We start from the raw sequence: 21,930 nt of genomic DNA, 5'->3' as shown, positions 1-21,930 counted from the left end.
ACCACCCGCAATCCATCGACGGGCTTCGACTGAACGCGAAGCCCGTCCGCTTCAAACCCGCCCCAAACCCTCCGCAAACCCCCGCGAGCGCACCGCTCACTCCACCTTCGCGCTCAACCCCTTCAAGCCCTTTATCACCACAAGCAACGCGCGGCCGTGCTCTTCCGAGCCGTCCCACGCGTCGACGATCGCGTTGCGCAGCAACTCGTTGTAGCCCGTCGCCCGCCCGCCGACATGGCGCGCTTCCACGCCATAGAAACTGCATAGCTTATTGAATGACACGCTCTTGCGCACACGGCGCCCTTTCGACAGCCGAAGCCGCGACACCGTAGGCTGGCTAACCCCGGAAAGCCGTGCAATTTCACTGGACGAGCGCATGTCCGCCATCAACCGGCGCAACAGGTCCTGTACGGGAAAATCGCTCTTCGGGGCTTCCATTCCATGCATTATATCTATACATTAACGCTTGTTGAATGGCTGACTATTTCGCCAATGGCCCGCAAGTCGGCGAGCCGAGTGGCAGTCCCGAGGAAGTTGATGACACTGAAGCACCTACCGCCCACGTTCTGCTGGACCAAGACAGGCACCGAATCCAGCGAGGAACTCCCCAGCATCGTTCTCCAGAAGGAATGGGAACGGAGGCTGGGCGGCGGGCGTTTTCTGTGGGGTGTCGGTCAGTCGCTCGGCAATAGCGCGCAGATTGCGGCGCATCGCACCGGCTCGCTGCTCGCGCTCTTTTCGCCGGCGTCGAGCAAGCCGCGGCAAGGCGGGCGCAAGCGCGAAGACATGCTGCTGTGGAATGCGTGGATCGACAGTACGGGCCAGGTGCGGCAGCTGCCGCCACATGCGTTCATCGTCAGCCGCACGGTGTTGCCTTCGGGGCGGCGCAGAGAGCAGCACTACGCGCTGGTGTGTTCGTCGCCCACCGAACTGAGCATGGGGACGCGGCTGCACATCTACCCGGAGCACCTGCGCAGCGTCAGCACCGGCAAGGCGCTCGGTCCCGCGCAAGGCACGGCCGTCGTCGATTGCACATCGCGCGCGAGCGAACTGAGCGGCAAGCGCTATCCCGTCGCACTCGCCGTCGAGCTGGAAGCGCCGTATTTCGTGCGGCTTGCGCAACCTGTCGTGCTCAAGGCGCGTGACTTCGCGGAGGTCAACAAGGCCACGCGCGACGGCGACTTTGCGGCCTTCATCGATCTGGTCGGGCGTTTGCGCACCCGGCCGCCGCAGGAGCGCATGCGCGGCTTCACGCGCGATCTGTTCGACATGCCGCCCGTCGAGGCCATGGCGGCCTTCAACGCGGCGCACGCGCAGGCCAGCTTCGCCCTATAAACAGACGGGGATCAGAAACAGGCGTCCGGCGCATAAAACCTGGGAACACTGAATGTCGGGTGTTTGTGTACTAAACCGCACGCTGTTGCAAATCAGACCTGGCGCTTCGCACCGAGCGGAGAGAAAATCGGCAGCATGCCGCAGTCAATCCATTTTGTAGCGCTGGCTCGTATCGACAGCCATCGGCGCGAACCGCAAATGGGCGCGCCCCACGCATCGCACGCTGAATATCCGAACCGAATCCAGATGGAGGAATGCTTATGTCGGCAATGATGCAATCGAGGCAGGCTCAGGCCGCACAGCGTTTTGTCGAAGCGACACGCAATGTCGATCTGGCTTTTCGCGCCGTGCGCGCCGACCCGGAAGATGCCGCGTCAACGGCCGGGCATGCCGCCGCCGTCGCGCAACTGGACCGTGCGCTCGACGAACTGGCACGAGCCCAGGAGCTGTTCGACTCAGTGGTTCGCATCGATGCGCGGCGGCGCAATTGAGTCCGTCAGTCCTGGTTTCGCCCGTACGAATGGATTGCTGATCTCTCCACACTACGAATCGCACTTCGAATCGCACGAGCAATGTCTACTTCAATCGCAAAACTCGACGGCCAGGCGCGGGAGCGCCTGATCGCGTGGATCCAGAATCGAATGAGCGAATTCGGCATCACGTTCGACGCGCTGGAACGCTCGTTCGCCGAAGACGAAAAAAATGCACGCGCCATCCGCTATCAGGATGCGTCAGGCCATGTCTGGGATGGCCGGGGCGATTTGCCCGAATGGCTGCGCCGCGCAGTCGCATCGGGCCAGAACATCGATTTCTTCCGCTGCGAAGGCTAGGCGAAAAGATCCATCAACCTGGATCGCCATCGTCGCGGCACTCGGGCGGCACGACGTCCAGCCGATAACCTACGCCATAAATCGAACGGATCATGTCGTGATCCGGGCGGACATTCTGAAGCTTGCGGCGCAAGTTCTTCACATGCGAGTCGACCGTCCGGTCGGCGACGACCCGATGATCGTCATACAGTTGCCGCAGCAGATGATCGCGCGAATAGATGCGGCCGGGCGTCGAGTGCAACAGCGCGAGCAGCCTGATTTCAATCGGCGTGAGATTGAGGTCTTTTCCATCGAGCGATGCGACATGCCTGTCGAGATCGATCGCCAGTCCGCTCGAAACAGATTCCGCGCCGGCGCGCGCCACGCCCGATAGCGACTCGATGCGGCGCAGGATCGCCTTCACGCGCGCCACGACTTCACGCGGGCTGAACGGCTTGCACACGTAATCGTCGGCGCCGAGTTCGAGACCGAGCAAGCGGTCGATTTCATCGACACGCGCGGTCAGGATGATCACGGGCACATCCGAAAACGTCCGCAACTCGCGGCAGATCTCCAGCCCGCCGCGTCCCGGCAGCATCAGATCGAGCAGAATCAGCGAAGGCGGATGCGCACGTACCGAGGCGATCACCTCGCGGCCATCTTCGATCACCTGGGTGTGGAAGTTCTCTGCGCGCAGATAGTCGGTGAGCAGTGCCGACAGCTTCGGCTCGTCTTCGACGATCAGCACGGAAGCAGGCGAACGGGCAAGTGAAGAGTCAGTCATCTTTGGTTTCTAACGTAGCGAACCGGACCGCGATCCACAGTCCTCCCAGCGGCGAACGCAATGCGTCGATGGTGCCGCCATGCTGGCCGACGATATGTTTGCACAGCGCAAGCCCGAGGCCCGCGCCGCCGCTTTGACGGCTGCGCGACGCATCGACGCGAAACAGCCGGTCGAACAGATGCGGCAGCAAAGGCTCTGGCACGGCGGGGTGCGTATCCTGCACATCGATCCGTATCTCATGCTCGTGCTTCGCGACGGCCACGCGGACCTTGCCGCCGGAATCGGTATAGCGCAACGCGTTTTCGAGCAGGTTCTTCATCAACTGCGTCAGCCGATACGGGTCGCCGAGCATGATGACGCTCGCGGCGCCGATATCCGTTTCCAGCGCGATCTTCTTGTCGGCGAGCCTGTCCTTGAACGATTCGGCGGCGGCTTCGACGATAGGCGCGACGTCGAGCCGTACTTTCTCGAAAGACAGTTCGCCGATGTCCGCGAGCGACAGCTCGTAGAGATCGTCGATCAACTGGCTCAGCAGCGCGACTTCCGCCTGCAGCGACGCGAGCGTCGCGCGGTCGGGCTTGCGCACGCCGTCTTCGATTGCTTCGAGTTCGCCGCGCAGCACGGCAAGCGGCGTACGCAACTCATGCGAAATATCCGCGATCAGATTGCGGCGCGAACGTTCGGCGTTGCCGAGCGAGATCGCGAGCCGGTTGAAGTCGGCGGCGAGATTGTGCAGTTCATCGCTGCCCGCATCGGGGACGCGAATCGAATAGTCGCCGCTCGCGAGCCGATGCGTCGCCAGCACGAGGCGCCGCACGGGCGCGAGCAGCAAACGCGAAAGCACTATGGCGACACCAGCGGCCAGCAACGCGGCGAAGCCGGCGATGATCCACGTCGCGCGAACCTGCTGCGCCTGAAATTGCCGGTCGGCGGAATGAAACATCACTTCGGGCCCGGCGACGACCAGCCAGCCTATCACCTTGCCGTCGACGGTCAGCGGCAGGCGCGGGGCATCGGGCGGCGGTGGCGGTCCCTTTTGTAGCACGCTATGCATGTCCGTGTCGTAGACACGGAACGGCGGATGGCGGTTGCCCAGCGGTCCCGGGCTTCGCATGTCGCGCATGTCGAGAGGCGTGCCCGCGTCGCCAGGCGGCGGCCCCGGTTCCCCGCCGTTGCCGCCCGGCGCGCCGTCGGGCGGCGGCCCATCGTGCGGCGCGTTCATGTCGAGCGGGCCGGACGGACCGGGAGGCGGCACGCCTGCGTCGATCACCTCGGGAATCGCGGCCGCTGCCGTCACCGGGTCCTTGATGAAATCCCAGCTCCGATGCTTCGCCCACGCAGCTTCGAGTTCCTGCTGCAAGCGCAAGGAATGTGTTTGCGACTGGCGCTGCAGATAGCCGAGAAAGCCTTGTTCGAAACTCCAGCGCACGGCAACGCCCATCGTGACGGCCACGAGTATGCACGCCGCCGAAATCGCGACGAAGAGCTTCGACGTAATGCCGATTCTCATGGCGAGACCCCACGGTCGCCACTTTTCATGCTTGCCACCCTGTGTTTCCCTGTCGGCATGCTTTGGCCAGCGCTCGAGCGCCGCACGCATGCCAGTTGCTATCGATATGCCGCCACGGCGCTATTTTGACGCGACGCGCGCGGCGACGGACGACCGTTCGGCGATCTCCACACAATCTCCTTAATTTTCACCGTCTTGCCTGCACAGTTGCTCTCTATCATGGTCCTCCATTCAAATGGGAGAAGGACGGATACTTCATGACCATCCATCTGCTCGTCGTCGAGCCTGATCAGGCAAGCCGCGACATGCTTCGGGCACATGTGCAGCAGCACAAGATCGAGATGTCCGTCCTGTACAACACCGACTCGCTGGAACGGCGCCTGGAGGTCGAAGTGCCGTCGCTGATCGTCATGCGTCACGGCTTGCCTGAAGTCGACGGCCTGGCTGCATTGCGGCGTATCCGTTCGCTTGGCTACGACCTGCCTGTGATTATCGTCAGCCGGTCCGACGACGTCGTCGACAAGGTGCTCTCGTTCGAGCTCGGCGCGAACGACTATGTCGTCGATCCACACGATCCGCGCGAGATGATCGCACGGGTGCGCAACGCATTGCGTTCGGGACCGCCGTCGCATGTGCCGATGCATATCGAGCGCGCGCCGATCGCATTCGACGATTTCGAAGTCGACGTTGCCGACCGCGTGCTCAGTCGTGGAGGCGTGGAAGTGCCGTTGCGCAGCACGGAATTCGCGCTGCTCGTGGTGCTCGCGTCGAACCCGATGAAGGTGCTGTCGCGCGTGCGTATCCTCAACATGCTGAGACGGCATTGCAGCGTGACGGAACGCGGACTCGACGTCGTCGTATTCAGGCTGCGCGCCGCGTTGAAACTGTCGCCGACGGGCCGGCAATACATCAAGACCTTGCGCGGCGAAGGCTATATGTTCGCGCCCGACGACGCGCTGCCGCGCCATGGCGCCGCGGACGATCGGGATGAAGCGCGGGCGCCGATGCTCGATGTTGCAGTGCCCATCGTGGCCGAAGAGCGCATGCGTTTCGACAATACGGCGCGAAGAATCCAGTAGCGCATGCATTGCGCGGTATTAGAACCGCCACGTCGAAAGCAAAAGAGCCCGCTTCAAAGCGGGCTCTTTTTTCGTCGGTCCATTTAGAAAGACGTACCGATCTGAAACTGGAACACCTGGTACTTGTCGTCCGCGTGCCTGACGATCGGGAAGCCGACCGAGAGCTTCAGCGGACCGATCGGCGAAATCCATTCGAGGCCCGCGCCATAGCTGTATCTCAAACCGTTCGCACCCGTGCTGTTGCCTTCGTTGCCCCACACGTTGCCCGCGTCGACGAAGGTAAAGACGCGCAATGTGCGATCCCAGCCGCTGCCCGGAAGCGGGAATGTCATCTCGACGTTTGCGACCACCATCCTCGAGCCGCCGATCGAGTCGCCCGTCGACGAATCGCGCGGCCCAAGCGAACTCGACTCATAGCCGCGCACCGAGCCGATACCGCCCGCGTAGTAGTTCTTGAAGATCGGATACGCCTTGCCCGCGAAGCCATTGCCATAGCCCGCCTGCAGGTTCATGCCCAGAATGAAGCCGCGCGCGAACGAGTAGTAATACTGGCTCTGAACGTCGGTCTTGTAGTACTCGGTTTCGCCCGCGGGCGTGCCGACCTCGCCGTTGACCTGCAGCATATAGCCCCGGCTCGGCACGAGCGCACTGTCGCGGGCATCGCGCGACCAGGCCGCCGTCAGCGGCACGTTGTTGACGACGCGGCCGAACTCGCTCACATAGTCGAGATAGGCTTGCGGCGTCGATGAGTCGGTATTGAAGCGGTCCTGTTCGATACCGAGGCCGAAGTAGACCGTATCGACTTCCGAAAACGGAATACCGAACTTCAGGTCCGCGCCGAGCGAGACGATACGAAAGCTCTCGTCGTTGCTGTAGTACAGCGGATAGCTGGTGCGATAGTAGACATCCGAAATACGCTTGATGCCATCGACGGTGAAATACGGGTCCGTCTGCGTGACCGACAGCGTGCGATACGTCTTCGCCGTATTCACATTGACGCCGAGGCTCGTGCCCGAGCCGAACACGTTGTCCTGCGTGACGCCCGCCGACAGCACGACCTTGTCCGACGAAGAAAAGCCCGCGCCGAGCGTAATCGCGCCCGTTGGCTTTTCCGTGACCTTGACGTCGACATCGACCTGATCGTTTGAACCCGCAACGGGCACTGTCGTCACGTCGACGTCGGTGAAATAGCCGAGCCGATTCACCCGTTCCTTCGAAAGCGAAAGCCGGTTCGAATCGAACCACGCGCTTTCAAGCTGGCGCATTTCTCGCCGTATCACTTCATCGCGGGTACGCGTGTTGCCTTCCACGTTCACCTGGCGCACGTACACGCGTCGTCCCGGATCGACTTGCAGCGTGAGATCGACAGTGTGCTTGTCCTGATCGATCTGCGGCACCGCATTGACGGCAGCGAACGCGTAGCCGTACTCGCCGAGCCGGTCCACGATCGCTTTCGTCGTTGCCTTGAGCTTGTCTTCGGAGAACGTTTCACCGGGCTTGATACCGATGAGCGGCTTCAGTTCCGCTTCGCGATCGAGCAGATTGCCCGCGAGCCGGATGCCTGTGATCGTATAGGGCTCGCCTTCGTGCAGGTTGAGCGTCAGATACATCTCCTTCTTGTCGGGCGTCAGCGACACCTGAGTCGAATCGATCCTGAACTCCAGATAGCCGCGGTTCAGGTAGTACGAGCGCAGGCGATCCAGATCGGCGCCGAGCTTCTCTTTCGAATAGAGATCGTTCTTCGTGTACCAGGAAAACCAGTTCGGCGTCGACAGTTCCATTTCGTCGCGCAGCGTGCTTTCCGAAAACACGTGATTGCCGATGAAATTGATCTGCCTGATCTTCGCATTCGGACCTTCGATGACGGAGAACAGAACCGACACGCGTCCGCTGTCGACGGGCGTCGTCGTGGTTTCTACTTGCGCGGCGTAGTAGCCGCGCGTGAGGTATTGGCGCTTCAGTTCCTGTTCGGCTTTGTCGATGAGTGCCTTATCGAAAGGGCGGCCGCGCGACAGACCGACGGCGCGCAGCGCCTTCGTCAGATTGTCCTTCTCGAACTCGTGAATGCCGGAGAAGTCGATCTCCGCAATCGCGGGCCGCTCGACGACATGCACCACCACGACATCGCCTTCGAGCGACACGTTGACGTCGCTGAAGAGGCCCGTGTCGTAGATCGCGCGCACGGCCTGCGATGCCTTGTCGTCCGTGAAAGTATCGCCGCGTTTGATGGGCAGGTTGGCGAGCAGCGTTCCCGCTTCAATGCGCTTCAAGCCGTCGAGCCGGATGTCCGTGACGACCACGGAGTCGCCGGCATGCGCGGTCGATGGCGTCAGTGACGTGGCGCACACCGTGATCGCACTGGCGAGACAGATAGTTGATGCACTTTGTTTCATCGAGGATCTTGTTGAGAGCGGGACGCGACTCACTATGGAAAGCCGCGAGTATAGGAATGGGCTTCTTGCGCAGGGTTACGCCAAACTTTCTGTTTATTTGTTGCGTGCGGTAAGGAATAGCGCAGCGATGAATAGCGGCGCGCGCTGCACGGTCGATGTCGTGCAAAGGCGGAAAGGTGCAGCAAAGAATCGGTAGGGTCGTGGTAACGCGTTGAGAGCGAAGGTGGCGGTATCGTGCCGACTCCACCCACCTCTGGTTCTTCGCCATGCTCGAACATATCGATCCCGTCGTACTGGTTGCTGTGTTACGCGCCAGCTCCACGCCGCTTTTCTCCGCCTGGCTGGCCCGGGCCTCTTCTTATGAACCGTGGGTCGAAGACACGCGCACACATCGCGAGCGCGAAGCCGATGTGCAAACAGGCGCGAGCGGGCTGCGCCATGTCTGAGCGCGAGACACACGTTGTCGATTCGATTGCCGATCTGCAGATGACGGAAGACGGTCTCCACCTGCTGCTTCACGGCAATCAGGCGACCACGGCGATCCACCGCTCCGTGCTCGACCAGTTGCTGGTCGCACTGCCGAACGCGATCGAGCATTCGGACAGAATCATCAACAACAACGAGCACATGGCCTTTGCGTTTCAGAGCTACGGCTGGGAAATAGGGCGTCTGAACGGCACGCAGACAGCCGTCATTCGCTTCAGGCTCGCGGGCAACATGGGCATTTCGTTTTCATTGCCGTGCGAGCAGATCGCTCCGTTGATCGAGGCGCTGAGCGGCGTCGCTGCGTCCGTTGGCGCCACCATCGCTCAGGTCAACAGCGACGCCGTGACGTTGCAGTAAGACGCTCGGGACGCATCTTCATTCGGGCCGGCGTCCGCCCGTCAATCAGACGCCACGATTCCGCTTTGATATTCCGCCGAGAAGTCCAGGGCCTCGCTATCAGGCCCATTGCCGCATTGGTGCTCTGCCTGCTCGCGCCGATGCAAGTTCACGCGCAACTTGCCGGCGACGCGGCTAATGCCGAACGTCTTGCCGATGCGTGGAGCTTGCGCATCGCGCCGCAACTCACCGAAGCATCCAGTCCACCCGATGCAAAACCGGCAACGATCGCATTGGGCGACTCCGTCACAGGCACCGTCGATAGCGACATTTCGCTAAAGGGCGCCGCCGAACTGCGCCGCTATGGTTTCGTCGTGAAAGGCGACGCGCTGCACTACGATCCCGATCACGACATGGCCGATGCATATGGCAGCGTCCGCATTGTTTCGAAGGGCGACGTGTTCGATGGACCGTTCAGCCAGTTGCGCGTGAACGCCAGCGAAGGCTTCATTGCACAGCCCAGATACCACTTCTATCTGAACGGCGGATGGGGCAGCGGCAAGCGCGCCGATCTGCTCGACAACGAGCGTTCGAAGATCGAAGACGGCACGTACAGCACCTGTGCGTGCGAGACGAATCCCGCGTGGTACATCCGCGCGTCTCAATTCACGATGGACCGTGGCGCCGACGAAGGCGTCGCGCACAACGGCGTGCTGTTCTTTCAGAACATTCCATTGCTCGCGAGCCCGTGGCTATCGTTCCCGCTCGACGGCGCGCGCCGCAGCGGCCTGCTGTCGCCGACATGGTCGATGAGTTCGAAGAACGGCGTGGACATCACTGTCCCTTACTACTTCAACATCGCGCCGAACTACGACCTGACCATTGCGCCGCGTTACATGTCGAAGCGCGGCGAAATGCTGAGCGCGGACTACCGGTATCTGACGAGCGCATCGTCCGGCTCGCTGGCGATTGCCTACTTGCCCAACGACATCACGACGCACGAGCGCCGTTACTCGATTGACCTGAATCATGTCTGGAATATCGGCTCCGGCTTCGGCGCTTACGTCAATTACAACCGTGTGTCGGATGCAAATGTGTCGACCGATCTCGGCTCGGGCAGCGCGTTTCCGACCACTTCGACGACGCTGTATCAGCAGGAAGCCGGTCTTACGTACAACACCGGACCGTGGTCGGTGCTCGCGCGCGAGCAGCACTGGCAGTCGTTTTCCAGCGACACGACCTACAACCGCGAGCCACAGCTCAACGTACACTACAACCGTTACGACGTTGGTGGCTTCGATTATGGTTTCGAGGCGGACGCGACGCGATTCACGCTGTCATCGGACGATGCAACGCAAGGCACGCGTTTCGTGTTCAATCCTTTCGTCAGCTATCCGATCGTGCGGCCCGGCTGGTTTTTCACGCCGAAGATCAAATGGCATTTCGCTTCGTACGATCTGACTTCGATCGCGTCCGACGCGCCAGCAGGGCAGCCGCGCAATGTGAACGTGAACATCCCGACCTTGAGTCTGGACTCGGGCATGACGTTCGAGCGCACGGTGCGCATCTGGGGAAGCTCGTATATCCAGACGCTGGAGCCGCGGCTCTTTTACGTCTATACGCCTTATCGCAATCAGACATACGTGCCGCTTTTCGACACGACGGAAGCGGACTTCGGACTGGGCGAACTCTTCAGCGACAACGCGTTTGCCGGCAATGATCGCGTGTCCGATGAAAGCCGCGTGACGGCTGCGCTGACGTCGCGCCTGATCGACGCCGCAACAGGCGACGAACGCGCGCGCTTCGTGATCGCGCAGCGCTACGATTTCCGTCAGCCACGCGTGACGCTATACGACACGGAAAGCACGGCGAACGTCGCGCGGACCAGCTTGATCGCTGGCAGTTCAATCAAGGTTGGCGCGGGCATCAATGTAGAGAACGCGTTGCAGTACAGCCAGGCGAACAACTATCTGACGCAAGGATCGGTCGGCCTTGCGTGGTCGCCGGCGACGGCACATGTGCTCAATATCGCTTACCGGTACACGCGCGCCAACACGACGCTGGACTTTCAGCCCGTGAACCAGTTCATCGTGTCGGGGCAATGGCCGCTCGCAAAGAACCTGGCGAGCGTCGCGCGCGTCAATTACGACATGAGCACGCACCGTCTGATCGCGGGCCTTCTCGGATTGCAGTACGACGCGCAATGCTGGTCGCTCGCGTTCGCGCTGGAAAAGTACACGAACGCGACGAGCAGCACGTCGTCGCCGAGCACGGGCACGCGCGTGCTGATGCAGCTTCAGTTGAAGGGCCTGTCGCGGACCGATCGCGGTCTGCTCGATCAGTTCAAGGCGGACGTGCCCGGCTATTCGTCCGCGCCTGCCGACGAAGCGCCTGTTTCGCGCTTTAGCGAATATCAATGACGGTGCGTAGCGGCGGAAATATTATGTAAGACACGCGCGACGAACCGGCGCGAAATTCCGTACGAATCTGATGCAGTATGTGACGCTTCGTGAAGATGCTATTCCAACATGCAAGTCGTCGTTTGCCTGACCTCGTTCAATCGCACGGATTGTGCGCGCATTTCGATGGAGATCATCAAGCTGAACTGGCCGCGCAAGTGGCCCGTCGTGCATGCGTGCGCAGATGCGAGCTATACGCGCTACATCGAGGACATTCTGGTCATGCGCGAGCCGAAGCCGCTGACGCGCGGCGCGCACGATCTGCTCGTCGCGTCGATTGAGACGGCCGTCACGAAGTTGAAAGCGGATTACGTCATTCACCTCGAAGCCGATACATGGATCTTCGATCAGAACGTGATCGTGCGTTATCTGGAGAGGCTCGAAACATCGCCGCACGCGCTTGTCGCGGCATCGTCATGGAGCACCGATCGCGTGCCTGAATGGAGCCGTTCGGATGACATACGAAGAAGGCTGCGCGCGCGCCTCGCGCTGTGGTTGAGACGGTGCGGATCGCGTTACGGCATACGCGACCGCAAATCCCTGTCGACCCAGTTCTTCATCGCGAAGAGCACGCCCGCGATGCTCGATGTCATCCGTTCATTGCATCCCGGCGATCGAGACATCCTCGAAAAGCGGCTTTACGAAGGCGTGATTCAACGCTTCGGGCGACGCGCCGTGCTCGGCATGGATGAACGCGAACCCGTGCACCCCGGTTTCAGGGATGTTTGCGAGCCGTTGAGTCTCGTCTGTCATCACTGGCCGAGTGCGGCCGACGCGCCCCGTCACGACGCATTTGACCGCTTGCGCGGCAAAAAGGAATGGCTGCAAGCCGCCAACCTGCGCACGCACGGACCGCACATGAAGCGTCTTCTGTCGGACACGGACCTGAGCTACTATAACGGCGATGCAAAGCGGACCGGCTGAACATGGATGCCGCTCTCACACGTCGCTCAGGCTTTCAGATTCTTTATCGCGTAAGGCATGTGTGTGCCCGGCGCGATTCGATTGCGCGCCGCAAGGGCTGTAGCGACATGCGGTGCTTCCCGCGTAATAGTTGGAAAGATTGCACAAATCCTGCGTGACAGGCCCAAACCTATAATGCGTTGCGGTCGGATACGTCGACGCGCGATGCCAGGTCCACGTCATTCACCGAGAGCAACAACCATGCAGCACGCCAACGATTCGGCTTTGAACGTAGCGGTGACCACGTCGCCGGCGTTGGGCGACTCGCTGCTGCTGATGACGGTCGCGCGCAATCTGCAATTGAGCGGCAAGACAGTCACCGTGTTCAGCCAGCACATGCGGGCGTTGCGCGACTGGTTTCCCGGCATCGATATCCAGCCCGCCTTGCGCGACGACGATGCCGACGCGCTGCTGCGCCCGTTCGATACCGTCATCCAGCTTCACGCCAACCGCCCAGTGCCGCGCCTCGAGCAGCGCCATCCGGACGCGCTCGTGCTGGAGCATCTGTGCCGCGCACCTTCGACGGAACCGATGGCGGGACGCCTCGCGCAATTTTGCCGCGAGTCGCTGCGTCTGCATCACGCGGAGCCGGGCAATGGCCTCGCGGTTCCGGCAGGGCTGATTCATCGCAAGCATCGTTTGCGCGTGGCAATCCATCCGACGGCCAGCACGCCGGACAAGCGCTGGCTCGCGCCGCGCTTCGTGCGCCTTGCGCTGGAGCTGAAAGCAAAGGGCTTCGAGCCGCATTTCATCGTGACCGACGAAGAGCGCGCCGATTGGGAACACGTGCAACAGCACGGCATCGGCTTGCCGCGCCTCGGTACGCTCGATAACGTCGCCGCGTGGCTCGTGGAGAGCGGCTGGTTTATCGGCAACGATTCGGGCATTGGTCATCTTGCGTCGTGCCTTCGGGTGCCGACGCTGTCGCTTTTCATGCGCAACGGTATCGCGCGCACATGGCGTCCGGGCTGGGGCGCGGGCAAAGTGCTGGTCGGCGGCGCGTGGCTGCCGACGGGCCGGCTCAAGGAGCGCTGCTGGAAGTACGCGTTGTCGGTGAATCAGGTGCTGCGCGCATTCCAGCAATTGCAACGCGAGGCGGCCTGACGTGGACGCGACATTGCCGCAGAGCGTGCGCCTCGCTTCGATCAGGCGAGTCGCGTTCGTGATGTCGAATGCAATCGGCGATTCGCTGGTTTCGATGGTGATCGTGCAGAACCTGCGCGCAAGCGGTATCGAGGTCTGCGTGTTCGGCACGCCTGTTTTTGCGCTGCGACACTGGTTTCCTCATGTCGAGATTCATCCGCTGCCACACGAGGCGGATTGCGCAACACGCCTCGAAGCATTCGACGCCGTCTTGCAGATGCATCGGCATCAGCCGTTTGCGCATCTTGCGGGCGCGCATCCTCATGTGATCGATCTGCACGATATCGAGTATGCCAATGCGCCCGGCTGCATGGCGGAGCGCTTCGCGCACTTTTGCCGTACGCGCTTCGGTATCGTCACCGGGACGACAGAGAACGGCATCACGGCGCCCGCGACGTTGAAGCATCGGCGGTATCGGCATCGCGTCGTGATTCACCCCGAAGCGAGCACCGACGACAAGCGCTGGTCGCGGGCGCGTTTCATCGCGCTGGCGAGGCGCCTGCAGGCGCTCGGTTACGAAGTGTGCTTCGTGATTGCGCCCAACGAGCGGGCACGCTGGAGCGAACTCGAAAGGCTCGGCATCGCCGCGCCCGTATTCGACGATCTGCATGCGCTCGCTTGCTGGCTTTATGAGTCGGGCTGGTTCATCGGCAACGATTCGGGCATCGGCCATCTGGCGTCGAATCTGTCCGTCCCGACCATCAGCCTGTTCCGCCGCAGAGCCGTGGCCGAGCGCTGGCGGCCGGCGTGGGGCACCGTGCGCGTCGTATTGCCGTGGCAATGGCTGCCGACGGCGCGGCTGAAGGAAAAGTTCTGGCGCGAGGCGCTGACGTGTCGACGCGTTGTTGCTGTGTTCAGGCAATTGGCGGAGCAGGGCTAAAGAACGCGCGATGTATCCTGACATCGGAAGCGCGATGACTTGCCAGTGCCGTTTGGTAATCGAACAAAAAGCATGAAAATCGGATTGTCGTGCAATGCACTGAAGTACAGCGGGGGCCTCGAACGCTATGCGATCGAGGTGACACGGGGACTCGTCGCGGCCGGGATCAAGCTGGCCGTGTTCGGCCGCGCGTTCGATCCGAAGTTGCCGGAAAGCCGCCTCGTCGAGCCGCACCGGATCAACGTGTCGTTCCTGCCCGGGAAGTGGCGGGACGAATGGTTTTCGCGGCGTCTGAGCGCGATGCGGCGCGATGCGAAAGTGGATGTGCTGATCGGCTGCAATCGCGTCGAAGCGTCGGAGATCGCGATTTGCGGCGGCACGCATCTGGGTTTTCTCAGCGCGACAGGCCGCGCGCCGTCGTTCTTCGATCGCCGGCAGATTGCGCTCGAGCGCCGTCAATACCGGCGCGCGCGCTTTGTTGTCGCGCATTCGCCGCAGATGCGCGACGAATTGCGGCTGCTGTACGGCGTCGACGATGCGAAGATCCGCGTGCTGTATCCGCCCGTCGACAACGGCCGCTTCTCGCCCGTCGCCGACGATGAGCGTCGCGCATTGCGCAAACGTCTTGGTTTCGCCGACGACGAAATCGTGCTGCTGTTTCCGTCGAGCAGTCACGCACGCAAGGGACTGCCGTTGATCGAAGCCGCATTGCGCGATCTCGATCTGCCCGTCGTCGTCGCGGTGGCGGGGCGTCCGCCCGAACGCACGTCGCAGCGGCTGCGCTATATCGGCTACGTGAACGCGATCGAAGACGGCTACCGCGCAGCCGACTATACGATCCTCGCGTCGAGCTATGAGCCGTTCGGTCTCGTCGGTGTGGAATCGGCGATGTGCGGGACGCCCGTGATCCTGTCGTCGAATATTGGCTGCCACGATGTGATCGCGCCGCAGGCCAAGCTCGTATTCGCGCCGAACGATGTCGACAGCTTGCGCCGCGTGCTCATGCACGCCGTGCGCAGCGCGCGGGAAGAGCCGCGTTTGCGGCGGACGTTTTCAAGCGATGCGGTGCTGTACGACGCGTGCATCGCGCGGCATGTGTCGGATCTGCTTGCGCTGGCGGATCAGGTGGGAATGGCGGCGGCTTAAGGCGCAGGTACTGGCTGGGCTACAAGGGCAAAAGATCCGTGAGCGCGCCGCGCGTTGCGCATGTGTCGACAATGCGGATGAAGCGAAGCCTAACGCGCGTCGGCAACGCGCCGCGCCGGCGCCTTCGTGCGTAGGTTACGCAGCGTCAGCAGCGCGAGCAGGCCCATCACGAGGGCTGTGAAAAGATAGAGGCCGGCCGGCCCGGCGATCGCCATCATCGCCGACGAGAGCGTGGGTCCGCCGCTCGCGCCGAGCGAGAAGATCAGCAGCAGACCGGCGCTGACGGCGATCCGCTCGTCGGCGGGAACGCAGTCGTTCACATAGGACGTGACGACGCCATACATCGAGAATGCGACGGCGACATACAGATAACCGAGTGCTTCGATCAGCACGCCGGCGCGCAGCATGAACAGCACGACGCTCAGCGACCCGGCGAGCGCGGCGAGGCACAGCAGCACCTTGCGCCGGTCGAACAGGTCGGCGAGCCGCGCGACGGGCCATTGCGGCACGAGCGCCGCGAGCAGCGCGAAGCCCATGAAGTGCGACACGTCCGGCACCGAATAGCCAACGCGCCGCATGAACACCGGCTGCATCGTGTAGAACGCGCTGTTGAGCAGGCCCGCCGCGAGACATGCGACGACGCCGAGCGGCGCCCATCGGTAGATGGTCTGCAAGCCCGACAGGCCGCGCGCGAGCCGCGCGCCGCAGGAGGCGCCCGCATGGGTGTCGTGCGCGGCGATCGGGCCGGGCGCCGTGCCCGCCAGGGCAACGGGAATCAGCGACGCGGTGAACAACGCGGCGACGGCGCTGAACAGTTCGAAGCCCGCCGGGTCCGCGAGGCCGATCAGAAACTGGCCGATGCCGACGCCGAGATAGTTCGTGATCAGATAGGCCGAGAACACGCGACCGCGCTGCGCGTTGCTCGCAACCTGATGCAGCCAGCTTTCGACCACGGTGAAAATGCCGACGAGGCAAAAGCCCGTGATGAAGCGCAGCGCCACCCAGACCGCGTCCGCGTCCCACACCGCGTAGCCGAGCGCGCAACAGGCGGACGCCGCCGCGAAGGTGACGAACGCACGATGATGGCCGACGCGCCCGATCAATGAGCCGCCGTACAAGGCGCCCATCATGAAGCCGACGTAGTACGCGGACTGCACGACGCCGACCACGATCGACGGCGCCTGCTGCTGGATGAGCCGCAGCGAGATCAACGTGCCGAGCAGGCCGTTGCCCGTGATGAGAATCGCGTAGCCGAGCAGCAGGATCGCAGTGGCGCGCAGGCTGCCAGCGGGCGGCGGCGCGGAAACGGGCGCGACAGGCTTGCCCAGAGCTGGGCCGCTATCGACGAAATCGGCGAGGGGCTGCGTGTTGTGCAGAGGGAATGCGCCGCACGGCTGGGTCGCCGGATCGTGTGCCTGTTTCATGCTTGCTCGGTCTGGTTCGTCTCTCGCGGCACCCGGATAGCGACGGTTTGCGGGCGTCGTCTGATCGAATGTAGCGGGCCGCCGAACGGCTGGCATGGCAAGAATACGACATCGGTTTGCGGTAAACCGACTTTCTTTCGCGCGAGGCAAGCGGGCAGCGCGATTCGTGCGGCGGCGCTACCATGAACGCTCGCTGCGCCCCGAACGTCGTCTGTAGATCGCCTGAAAAGGAGCCGCCGGTCATGCCGAAGCACGTGAGCACCGAACTGCTGGATATCGCCTATGAGGAGTCCGGCCATCCCGAAGGCTGGCCCGTCTTGTTGCTGCACGGTTTTCCCTACGACATTCACGCCTACGACGAAGTCGCGCCTTTGCTCGCCGCGCAGGGCGCGCGCGTGATCGTGCCGTATCTGCGTGGCTACGGGCCGACGCGCTTCCTTTCCGCCGCTACGCCGCGCTCCGGCCAGCAGGCAGCGCTCGCCGCCGATCTGCTCGCGTTGCTCGACGCGCTGCAGATCGAACGCGCGTTGCTCGGCGGCTACGACTGGGGCGGGCGCGCCGCATGCATCGTCGCCGCCCTTTATCCGGAGCGCGTGCAGGGGCTCGTCACGGTCAACGGCTACAACATCCAGGACATCGCAGCGTCGGGCAAGCCAGCGTTGCCGGAAAACGAGTTGCGCCACTGGTATCAATACTATTTTCACGGCGAGCGCGGACGCGCCGGCCTCACCGAAAATCGCCGCGCGCTGTGCCGTCTGCTATGGACACTCTGGTCGCCGACCTGGCGTTTCGACGACGCGTGCTACGCGCGCACAGCGGCATCGTTCGATCACCCGGATTTCGTCGATGTCGTGATTCATTCGTACCGGCATCGCTATGCGCTGGTGGCAGGCGATCCGCGCTACGACGCAATGGAGCGGCAGCTCGCCGCGCAGCCGCCCATCTCCGTGCCGGCGATCTCGCTCGACGGCAGCACCGACGGCGTGATGGGAATCGGCGGGACCGCGCATCATGCGCCGCATTTCACGGGGCCGTACGAGCACCGCGTGATCGACGACGCGGGACACAATCTGCCGCAAGAGGCGCCCGCCGCATTCGCCGACGCGCTGCTCGCCGTGCGCACGCGCGCCTGACAAAAACGCGCCTCTTTACTGCCGCGTTCGACACGTCCGCGCGCAGCGTGTGGTAACTTTTGACGCTTCAATTCCCTACACAAGAGCGTTGATATGAAAGTCGCCGTAATGGGCGCGGGCGCGGTGGGCTGCTACTACGGCGGCATGCTGGCGCGCGCGGGACATGAAGTGGTATTGATCGGACGCCGTCAACACGTCGAGGCGATCGAGCGCAGCGGCCTGCGTCTCGAAGCGCAATCGTTCGACGAGCGCATTCCCCTCGCCGCAAGCACGCAGGCGAGTGCGGTGCAGGGTGCGAAGCTAGTGTTGTTCTGCGTGAAATCGACGGATACACAAAGCGCGGCGCTGGAAATCAAGCCATTTCTCGCGCCTGACACGCTCGTGCTGTCGCTGCAGAACGGCGTCGAAAACGCGGACGAAGTGCGCAAGGTCATTGCGCAGCCAGTGGCGGCCGCCGTCGTCTATGTCGCGACGGAAATGGCCGGACCGGGGCACGTGCGGCATCACGGACGCGGCGAGCTGGTGATCGAGCCGTCCAGTGCGAGCGCGGAAGTCGCACAGGCGCTGATCGCGGCAGGCGTACCCACCGAAATCTCGGACAACGTGCGCGGCGCTTTGTGGGCGAAGCTGATCCTCAACTGCGCTTACAACGCGTTGTCGGCGATCACGCAGTTGCCTTATGGGCGGCTCGTGAAAGGCGAGGGCGTGACAACCGTGATGCGCGATATCGTCGACGAGTGTCTCGCCGTCGCGAAGGCCGATGGGGTCACGATTCCCGGCGACATCAACAAGGCCGTGCGCATGATCGCCGAGACGATGCCTGGGCAGTATTCATCGACGGCACAAGATCTGTCGCGCGGCAAGCGCAGCGAGATCGATCATCTGAACGGACTGATCGTGCGGCGGGGCGACGCGCTTGGCGTTGCGACGCCGTCGAATCGCCTGCTGCATACGCTCGTCAAGCTGATCGAAAGCAAATAGCGAACGGCGCGTGCCGCGCATGCGCCGCATGCCATGTTGCTACTCGGCGTTCGCCAGATAGTCGAACGCGACCTCACCGATATCGAGCGTGAGATTGGCGACGACCTGGCGCGCGCCGACCACGCGCCGCACGGGCAGATCCGCAACGGGCGCGAGCGCATGGGGCCGCAATTCGAGCGCGGCCGGGGACGTTCTCCCGGTAGGCAGCGCACACTGCGCGCGTCAATAGTAAAGCGATTGCGCGCGCAACGGTGTGTCCGTTCGATGGCAATTTTCCGGAATGCCTGCCGCTGCCCTAAGGCCGTGCGAATGCCCGCGTGCTAGCGGTGCGCGAGAATGTTGACGAGCTTGCCGAACGGGTCGCGCACATAAAAGCGCCGTACGCCCCACGGCTCGTCGACGGGACCGTATTCGATCGCAAAGCCGGCGGCCTGCATCGCTTCACAGGCGGCGTCCACGTCGTCGACTTCGATCGACAGGTCAGGCACGGGTGTGTCCGAGCCGCCTTGCTGCGCGAAGCTGATTTGCACCGTCATCGGCTGGTCCGAACCGTAGGTGCGAATCCAGCCGTGATCCATCAGCAGGTCGAGGCCGAGAATCTTCTGATAGAAGCGCTGTGCGCGCGCCGCGTCCTGCACTTCGATGTTCGAGACGATGCGGTTGACCTTCATCGGCAATCCTCGCGTGATCCGTTATTGAAGCGCCTGTTCTTCACGATACAACGCAATCTCTTCGGCCAATGCTTTCGCCACATGCGGACGCTGCACGATGCGATGGTAATACGCATCGACGGCGGGCCACTGCGCGAGATCGACGTCGCAATACTTTGCCCAGTTCAACACGGTCGTCAAATAGGCATCCGCGACCGTGAAGCGGTCGAGGAGATAGTCGTGCGTCGACAGATGCGTCTGCAAATAGTCGAGCCGCCGCGTAACTTTTTGACGCGCGTAATCATGCGGCGCGGCGGGATCGAGCAACGGCACGAAAATGCCTTTGTGCAGTTCGGTGCTGATAAAGCCGAGCCATTGCTGAAACTGCGCGCGTTGTGGGGTGCCTGGCAAAGGCGCCAACTGCGCTTCGGGAAACTGGTCCGCGACGTACGGCAGGATAGCTGTGTTCTCCGTCAATAGCCAGCCTTCGTCCGTGCGCAACACGGGCACCTGGCCGAGTGCGTTGACTGGATAAAAATCGGAGCCGTCGCGCAGCTTCTTCTGTTTCGTATCCACCTGAATGAAGCCAGCCTGCGCGCCAGCTTCGTACAACGTGATGCGTGTAGCGAGCGAACACGCGAGCGGCGAAAAGTACAGATCCATAACGACGTCTCCTCCCGACTAATAGATGGTTTTTGTACTATAGTGGACAAAAATCGGAGATGCCAATATTTATATGCGAGATAGTACAAAAAGTGAGAAACGCGCACGCGGACGGCCTCGCGCCTACGATGCGGACGATGCGCTCGGCAACGCCACCGATGCATTCTGGCTCGGCGGCTATTCGGGCACGTCGCTTGATACGCTGAGCGATGCGACGGGCATGAATCGCCCCAGCCTGTATGCCGCGTTCGGCGACAAGCATTCGCTTTATCTGAGCACGCTGGACCGTTACGTCGAAGCTGGCGTGCAGGCGATGCATCTTGCGTTGCGCGACGACATCCCATTGGCGCAGGCGTTGCAACGGGTCTACGACAGCGCGCTCGCGCTTTATCTGCCCACTGGCGGCGAGCCGCGCGGATGCTTTCTGATCGGCACGGCCGTGGTCGAATCGAAAGTCGATAAAGCCGTGCGCACCAGATTGGCGCAAGGCCTCAAATCGTTCGATCGCGCATTCGAGAAGCGCATCCGCCGTGCGCAAACAGACGGCGAGCTTTCAGTCAACGCGGATGCCGCGGTGCTCGCGCGCGTCGCGTCAGCGATTCTGCACAGTCTTGCATTGCGTTCGCGCGCGGGTGACTCGCGCGCCTCGTTGCGAGCGACGGCTGCCGAAGGTGTCATGCTGATTTGTGGTGCGCGAAAACGGTTAGAGAAATAGTCGACCTGGCTTTGCATGGAACGCTACGCTGCACGCGACGAAAAAAAAGCCCGCTCGAAAGCGGGCTGAAAATGCGCCTGACGCGGGGATCGCGTCCGGTTTCCTACAAAACTGCATGTCGCGCGTCGCCCGTTCAGGCGGCGTGCGAACCACTCGTCGCGCTGCGTGTCATCACGTTCACATTGCTCTCGGCCGTTTGGACCGCCTGCTGAGCCGTTTTCCAGACACTTTCATAGAATGCGTTCGCTGCCGTGATCGCCGAGTTCATCGCCGTCACCGCGACCTCTGCGCCTGCGGGCGCGCGCTGCGCAGCGTCGCCAAACTCGACTTGCACCGTGCTCATCTGCTTTTCGTATTGCGCCGTTGCATGCCTGACGATGGCGGCCTGCGTTCCGGCGATGATGTCGAACACCTGGCGGTTATAGAGCGCGGCACGTTCGATAACCGACAAATCGCCGCGGCTGGCGGCAGCGATGCCCGGCGCCTCGCCGTTGGCGAGCGCGTTCGTCGCGCGCTGCGTGCCCTCGCGCAAGACGCGGAGGTTCAACTGAACGAGCTTCTCGAAGCCGCTCACCGCCTCGTTCGTCATATTGAAGAACGTCTGAACCCCGGCTTTCTGTGCAGCAGTCAGTTCGTCGATGGTCGTGAGCATCGGATGGCCTCGCAAGGTTGAATGCACGAAATAACCGGCTGGCGTCGATGCGATCGTAGATCGACGCGCCCGCTGGTCAAAGGAAAGTTGCCGCTGGCTGCCTGTCGCTTGTCTGAGCGTGACCCGGCAGCGTCATAGGGGCGCGCCGCCCAGACGAGCCAGCAGCGCATGTCCACGGTCCGTGAGACGGGGCGTCACACTGGCCTCGGGCAGTTCAATGGTGATGAACTCGCGGTCGGCCAGCGCGAGCAGATCGGCCTGATCGAAATCGGACTGGGAGGTCGCGTTCTTGATCAGCATGAGCGTTGAAAATTCGTGTGGGCTCAGCACGGGTATCTCCTGAAAGGCGCAGCGCCTGCGCTTGCTGACATTAGTGATCTGCAAATGCC

At 62.4% G+C, this 21,930-nt stretch carries 23 protein-coding genes and 1 pseudogene; 14 read left to right on the top strand and 10 right to left on the bottom strand.

Features of this window, described 5'->3' with window-relative positions; all coding sequences use genetic code 11:
- Window positions 1–96: 96 nt before the first annotated feature.
- A complete protein-coding gene (locus C2L64_RS31535) occupies window positions 97–438 on the bottom strand; it encodes a helix-turn-helix domain-containing protein (protein ID WP_009771167.1) in 342 nt (113 codons plus the stop codon).
- 99 nt (window positions 439–537) lie between these two features.
- On the opposite strand from C2L64_RS31535, the gene C2L64_RS31530 reads away from it, so the two are divergent.
- The 3 genes from C2L64_RS31530 (at window position 538) to C2L64_RS31520 (ending at window position 2,165) form a co-directional block, all read left to right on the top strand.
- Complete coding sequence (locus C2L64_RS31530) at window positions 538–1,335, top strand: hypothetical protein (protein WP_009771168.1); 798 nt, start codon at window positions 538–540, stop codon at window positions 1,333–1,335.
- Window positions 1,336–1,595: 260 nt separating this feature from the next.
- Entirely contained in the window at window positions 1,596–1,826 is a 231-nt protein-coding gene (locus C2L64_RS31525) for a hypothetical protein (protein WP_009771169.1), read from the top strand.
- 81 nt (window positions 1,827–1,907) lie between these two features.
- Window positions 1,908–2,165, top strand: coding sequence for an H-NS family nucleoid-associated regulatory protein (locus tag C2L64_RS31520; RefSeq protein ID WP_007732480.1), 258 nt, complete (start codon window positions 1,908–1,910; stop codon window positions 2,163–2,165).
- A gap of 13 nt (window positions 2,166–2,178) precedes the next feature.
- On the opposite strand, the gene C2L64_RS31515 is transcribed toward C2L64_RS31520, so the two are convergent.
- Entirely contained in the window at window positions 2,179–2,928 is a 750-nt protein-coding gene (locus C2L64_RS31515) for a response regulator (protein WP_007732481.1), read from the bottom strand.
- Window positions 2,921–4,438, bottom strand: coding sequence for an ATP-binding protein (locus C2L64_RS31510; protein WP_039902882.1), 1,518 nt, complete (start codon window positions 4,436–4,438; stop codon window positions 2,921–2,923). Before C2L64_RS31510 ends, C2L64_RS31515 begins: the two co-directional genes overlap by 8 nt.
- A gap of 257 nt (window positions 4,439–4,695) precedes the next feature.
- Between C2L64_RS31510 and C2L64_RS31505 the strand changes: the two genes are divergently transcribed.
- Window positions 4,696–5,517 carry a response regulator gene (locus tag C2L64_RS31505; RefSeq protein WP_009771171.1) on the top strand — a complete coding sequence of 274 codons (822 nt, stop codon included), beginning with the start codon at window positions 4,696–4,698 and terminating at the stop codon, window positions 5,515–5,517.
- A gap of 83 nt (window positions 5,518–5,600) precedes the next feature.
- Here the strand turns inward: C2L64_RS31505 and bamA are convergent, their stop codons facing one another.
- Window positions 5,601–7,910, bottom strand: coding sequence for an outer membrane protein assembly factor BamA (gene bamA, locus C2L64_RS31500; protein ID WP_009771172.1), 2,310 nt, complete (start codon window positions 7,908–7,910; stop codon window positions 5,601–5,603).
- Between the two features lie 266 nt (window positions 7,911–8,176).
- Between bamA and C2L64_RS31495 the strand changes: the two genes are divergently transcribed.
- The 7 genes from C2L64_RS31495 (at window position 8,177) to C2L64_RS31465 (ending at window position 15,323) form a co-directional block, all read left to right on the top strand.
- Complete coding sequence (locus C2L64_RS31495) at window positions 8,177–8,356, top strand: hypothetical protein (RefSeq protein WP_007732493.1); 180 nt, start codon at window positions 8,177–8,179, stop codon at window positions 8,354–8,356.
- A complete protein-coding gene (locus tag C2L64_RS31490; RefSeq protein ID WP_035537640.1) occupies window positions 8,349–8,753 on the top strand; it encodes a hypothetical protein in 405 nt (134 codons plus the stop codon). Before C2L64_RS31495 ends, C2L64_RS31490 begins: the two co-directional genes overlap by 8 nt.
- A gap of 116 nt (window positions 8,754–8,869) precedes the next feature.
- The gene (locus tag C2L64_RS31485) at window positions 8,870–11,152 is read left to right on the top strand and encodes an LPS-assembly protein LptD (RefSeq protein WP_009771174.1); all 2,283 of its coding nucleotides are present in this window, start codon (window positions 8,870–8,872) and stop codon (window positions 11,150–11,152) included.
- A gap of 108 nt (window positions 11,153–11,260) precedes the next feature.
- On the top strand, window positions 11,261–12,115 hold the full coding sequence (locus C2L64_RS31480; protein ID WP_009771175.1) for a hypothetical protein: 855 nt from the start codon (window positions 11,261–11,263) through the stop codon (window positions 12,113–12,115).
- Between the two features lie 240 nt (window positions 12,116–12,355).
- Window positions 12,356–13,258, top strand: coding sequence for a glycosyltransferase family 9 protein (locus C2L64_RS31475; protein ID WP_009771176.1), 903 nt, complete (start codon window positions 12,356–12,358; stop codon window positions 13,256–13,258).
- Window position 13,259: 1 nt separating this feature from the next.
- Entirely contained in the window at window positions 13,260–14,177 is a 918-nt protein-coding gene (locus C2L64_RS31470; RefSeq protein ID WP_009771177.1) for a glycosyltransferase family 9 protein, read from the top strand.
- A 72-nt stretch (window positions 14,178–14,249) separates the two neighbouring features.
- The gene (locus C2L64_RS31465) at window positions 14,250–15,323 is read left to right on the top strand and encodes a glycosyltransferase (protein ID WP_009771178.1); all 1,074 of its coding nucleotides are present in this window, start codon (window positions 14,250–14,252) and stop codon (window positions 15,321–15,323) included.
- Window positions 15,324–15,412: 89 nt separating this feature from the next.
- On the opposite strand, the gene C2L64_RS31460 is transcribed toward C2L64_RS31465, so the two are convergent.
- Entirely contained in the window at window positions 15,413–16,747 is a 1,335-nt protein-coding gene (locus C2L64_RS31460; protein WP_009771179.1) for an MFS transporter, read from the bottom strand.
- A gap of 242 nt (window positions 16,748–16,989) precedes the next feature.
- Here C2L64_RS31460 and C2L64_RS31455 point away from each other — a divergent pair, with 242 nt between their 5' ends.
- Together C2L64_RS31455 and C2L64_RS31450 are read left to right on the top strand one after the other, a co-directional pair.
- On the top strand, window positions 16,990–17,880 hold the full coding sequence (locus C2L64_RS31455; protein ID WP_009771180.1) for an alpha/beta fold hydrolase: 891 nt from the start codon (window positions 16,990–16,992) through the stop codon (window positions 17,878–17,880).
- 93 nt (window positions 17,881–17,973) lie between these two features.
- Complete coding sequence (locus C2L64_RS31450) at window positions 17,974–18,861, top strand: ketopantoate reductase family protein (RefSeq protein ID WP_009771181.1); 888 nt, start codon at window positions 17,974–17,976, stop codon at window positions 18,859–18,861.
- 39 nt (window positions 18,862–18,900) lie between these two features.
- Here C2L64_RS31450 and C2L64_RS31445 read toward each other — a convergent pair.
- The 3 genes and pseudogenes from C2L64_RS31445 to C2L64_RS31435 form a co-directional block, all read right to left on the bottom strand.
- Window positions 18,901–19,047 (bottom strand): annotated as a pseudogene (locus tag C2L64_RS31445) (acetoacetate decarboxylase family protein); the annotation flags it as partial.
- Window positions 19,048–19,181: 134 nt separating this feature from the next.
- Entirely contained in the window at window positions 19,182–19,532 is a 351-nt protein-coding gene (locus tag C2L64_RS31440; protein ID WP_009771183.1) for a VOC family protein, read from the bottom strand.
- Window positions 19,533–19,553: 21 nt separating this feature from the next.
- Complete coding sequence (locus C2L64_RS31435) at window positions 19,554–20,174, bottom strand: glutathione binding-like protein (protein ID WP_009771184.1); 621 nt, start codon at window positions 20,172–20,174, stop codon at window positions 19,554–19,556.
- 73 nt (window positions 20,175–20,247) lie between these two features.
- On the opposite strand from C2L64_RS31435, the gene C2L64_RS31430 reads away from it, so the two are divergent.
- Window positions 20,248–20,889, top strand: coding sequence for a TetR/AcrR family transcriptional regulator (locus tag C2L64_RS31430; RefSeq protein ID WP_009771185.1), 642 nt, complete (start codon window positions 20,248–20,250; stop codon window positions 20,887–20,889).
- 133 nt (window positions 20,890–21,022) lie between these two features.
- Here C2L64_RS31430 and C2L64_RS31425 read toward each other — a convergent pair whose 3' ends face one another.
- Window positions 21,023–21,541 carry a phasin family protein gene (locus C2L64_RS31425; protein WP_009771186.1) on the bottom strand — a complete coding sequence of 173 codons (519 nt, stop codon included), beginning with the start codon at window positions 21,539–21,541 and terminating at the stop codon, window positions 21,023–21,025.
- 132 nt (window positions 21,542–21,673) lie between these two features.
- Window positions 21,674–21,871, bottom strand: a complete 198-nt coding sequence (locus C2L64_RS31420; protein ID WP_007731874.1) for a hypothetical protein — start codon at window positions 21,869–21,871, stop codon at window positions 21,674–21,676.
- Window positions 21,872–21,930: the final 59 nt, after the last annotated feature.

Origin of the sequence: Paraburkholderia hospita, assembly GCF_002902965.1 — a bacterium.
Taxonomy (GTDB): Bacteria; Pseudomonadota; Gammaproteobacteria; order Burkholderiales; family Burkholderiaceae; genus Paraburkholderia; species Paraburkholderia hospita.
Note: the sequence above shows the minus strand (reverse complement) of the source record. Positions and strands in the feature narration are given on the sequence as shown.

What these genes read in the sequence shown, in the direction of transcription:
- C2L64_RS31505 (WP_009771171.1), top strand. Translation starts at nt 4,696, where the DNA reads ATGACCATCCATCTGCTCGTCGTCGAGCCTGATCAGGCAAGCCGCGAC.
- C2L64_RS31460 (WP_009771179.1), bottom strand. Translation starts at nt 16,747, where the DNA reads ATGAAACAGGCACACGATCCGGCGACCCAGCCGTGCGGCGCATTCCCT.
- bamA (WP_009771172.1), bottom strand. Translation starts at nt 7,910, where the DNA reads ATGAAACAAAGTGCATCAACTATCTGTCTCGCCAGTGCGATCACGGTG.
- C2L64_RS31510 (WP_039902882.1), bottom strand. Translation starts at nt 4,438, where the DNA reads ATGAGAATCGGCATTACGTCGAAGCTCTTCGTCGCGATTTCGGCGGCG.
- C2L64_RS31530 (WP_009771168.1), top strand. Translation starts at nt 538, where the DNA reads ATGACACTGAAGCACCTACCGCCCACGTTCTGCTGGACCAAGACAGGC.
- C2L64_RS31490 (WP_035537640.1), top strand. Translation starts at nt 8,349, where the DNA reads ATGTCTGAGCGCGAGACACACGTTGTCGATTCGATTGCCGATCTGCAG.
- C2L64_RS31430 (WP_009771185.1), top strand. Translation starts at nt 20,248, where the DNA reads ATGCGAGATAGTACAAAAAGTGAGAAACGCGCACGCGGACGGCCTCGC.
- C2L64_RS31425 (WP_009771186.1), bottom strand. Translation starts at nt 21,541, where the DNA reads ATGCTCACGACCATCGACGAACTGACTGCTGCACAGAAAGCCGGGGTT.
- C2L64_RS31535 (WP_009771167.1), bottom strand. Translation starts at nt 438, where the DNA reads ATGGAAGCCCCGAAGAGCGATTTTCCCGTACAGGACCTGTTGCGCCGG.
- C2L64_RS31495 (WP_007732493.1), top strand. Translation starts at nt 8,177, where the DNA reads ATGCTCGAACATATCGATCCCGTCGTACTGGTTGCTGTGTTACGCGCC.
- C2L64_RS31440 (WP_009771183.1), bottom strand. Translation starts at nt 19,532, where the DNA reads ATGAAGGTCAACCGCATCGTCTCGAACATCGAAGTGCAGGACGCGGCG.
- C2L64_RS31525 (WP_009771169.1), top strand. Translation starts at nt 1,596, where the DNA reads ATGTCGGCAATGATGCAATCGAGGCAGGCTCAGGCCGCACAGCGTTTT.
- C2L64_RS31480 (WP_009771175.1), top strand. Translation starts at nt 11,261, where the DNA reads ATGCAAGTCGTCGTTTGCCTGACCTCGTTCAATCGCACGGATTGTGCG.
- C2L64_RS31515 (WP_007732481.1), bottom strand. Translation starts at nt 2,928, where the DNA reads ATGACTGACTCTTCACTTGCCCGTTCGCCTGCTTCCGTGCTGATCGTC.
- C2L64_RS31475 (WP_009771176.1), top strand. Translation starts at nt 12,356, where the DNA reads ATGCAGCACGCCAACGATTCGGCTTTGAACGTAGCGGTGACCACGTCG.
- C2L64_RS31465 (WP_009771178.1), top strand. Translation starts at nt 14,250, where the DNA reads ATGAAAATCGGATTGTCGTGCAATGCACTGAAGTACAGCGGGGGCCTC.
- C2L64_RS31450 (WP_009771181.1), top strand. Translation starts at nt 17,974, where the DNA reads ATGAAAGTCGCCGTAATGGGCGCGGGCGCGGTGGGCTGCTACTACGGC.
- C2L64_RS31435 (WP_009771184.1), bottom strand. Translation starts at nt 20,174, where the DNA reads ATGGATCTGTACTTTTCGCCGCTCGCGTGTTCGCTCGCTACACGCATC.
- C2L64_RS31520 (WP_007732480.1), top strand. Translation starts at nt 1,908, where the DNA reads ATGTCTACTTCAATCGCAAAACTCGACGGCCAGGCGCGGGAGCGCCTG.
- C2L64_RS31455 (WP_009771180.1), top strand. Translation starts at nt 16,990, where the DNA reads ATGCCGAAGCACGTGAGCACCGAACTGCTGGATATCGCCTATGAGGAG.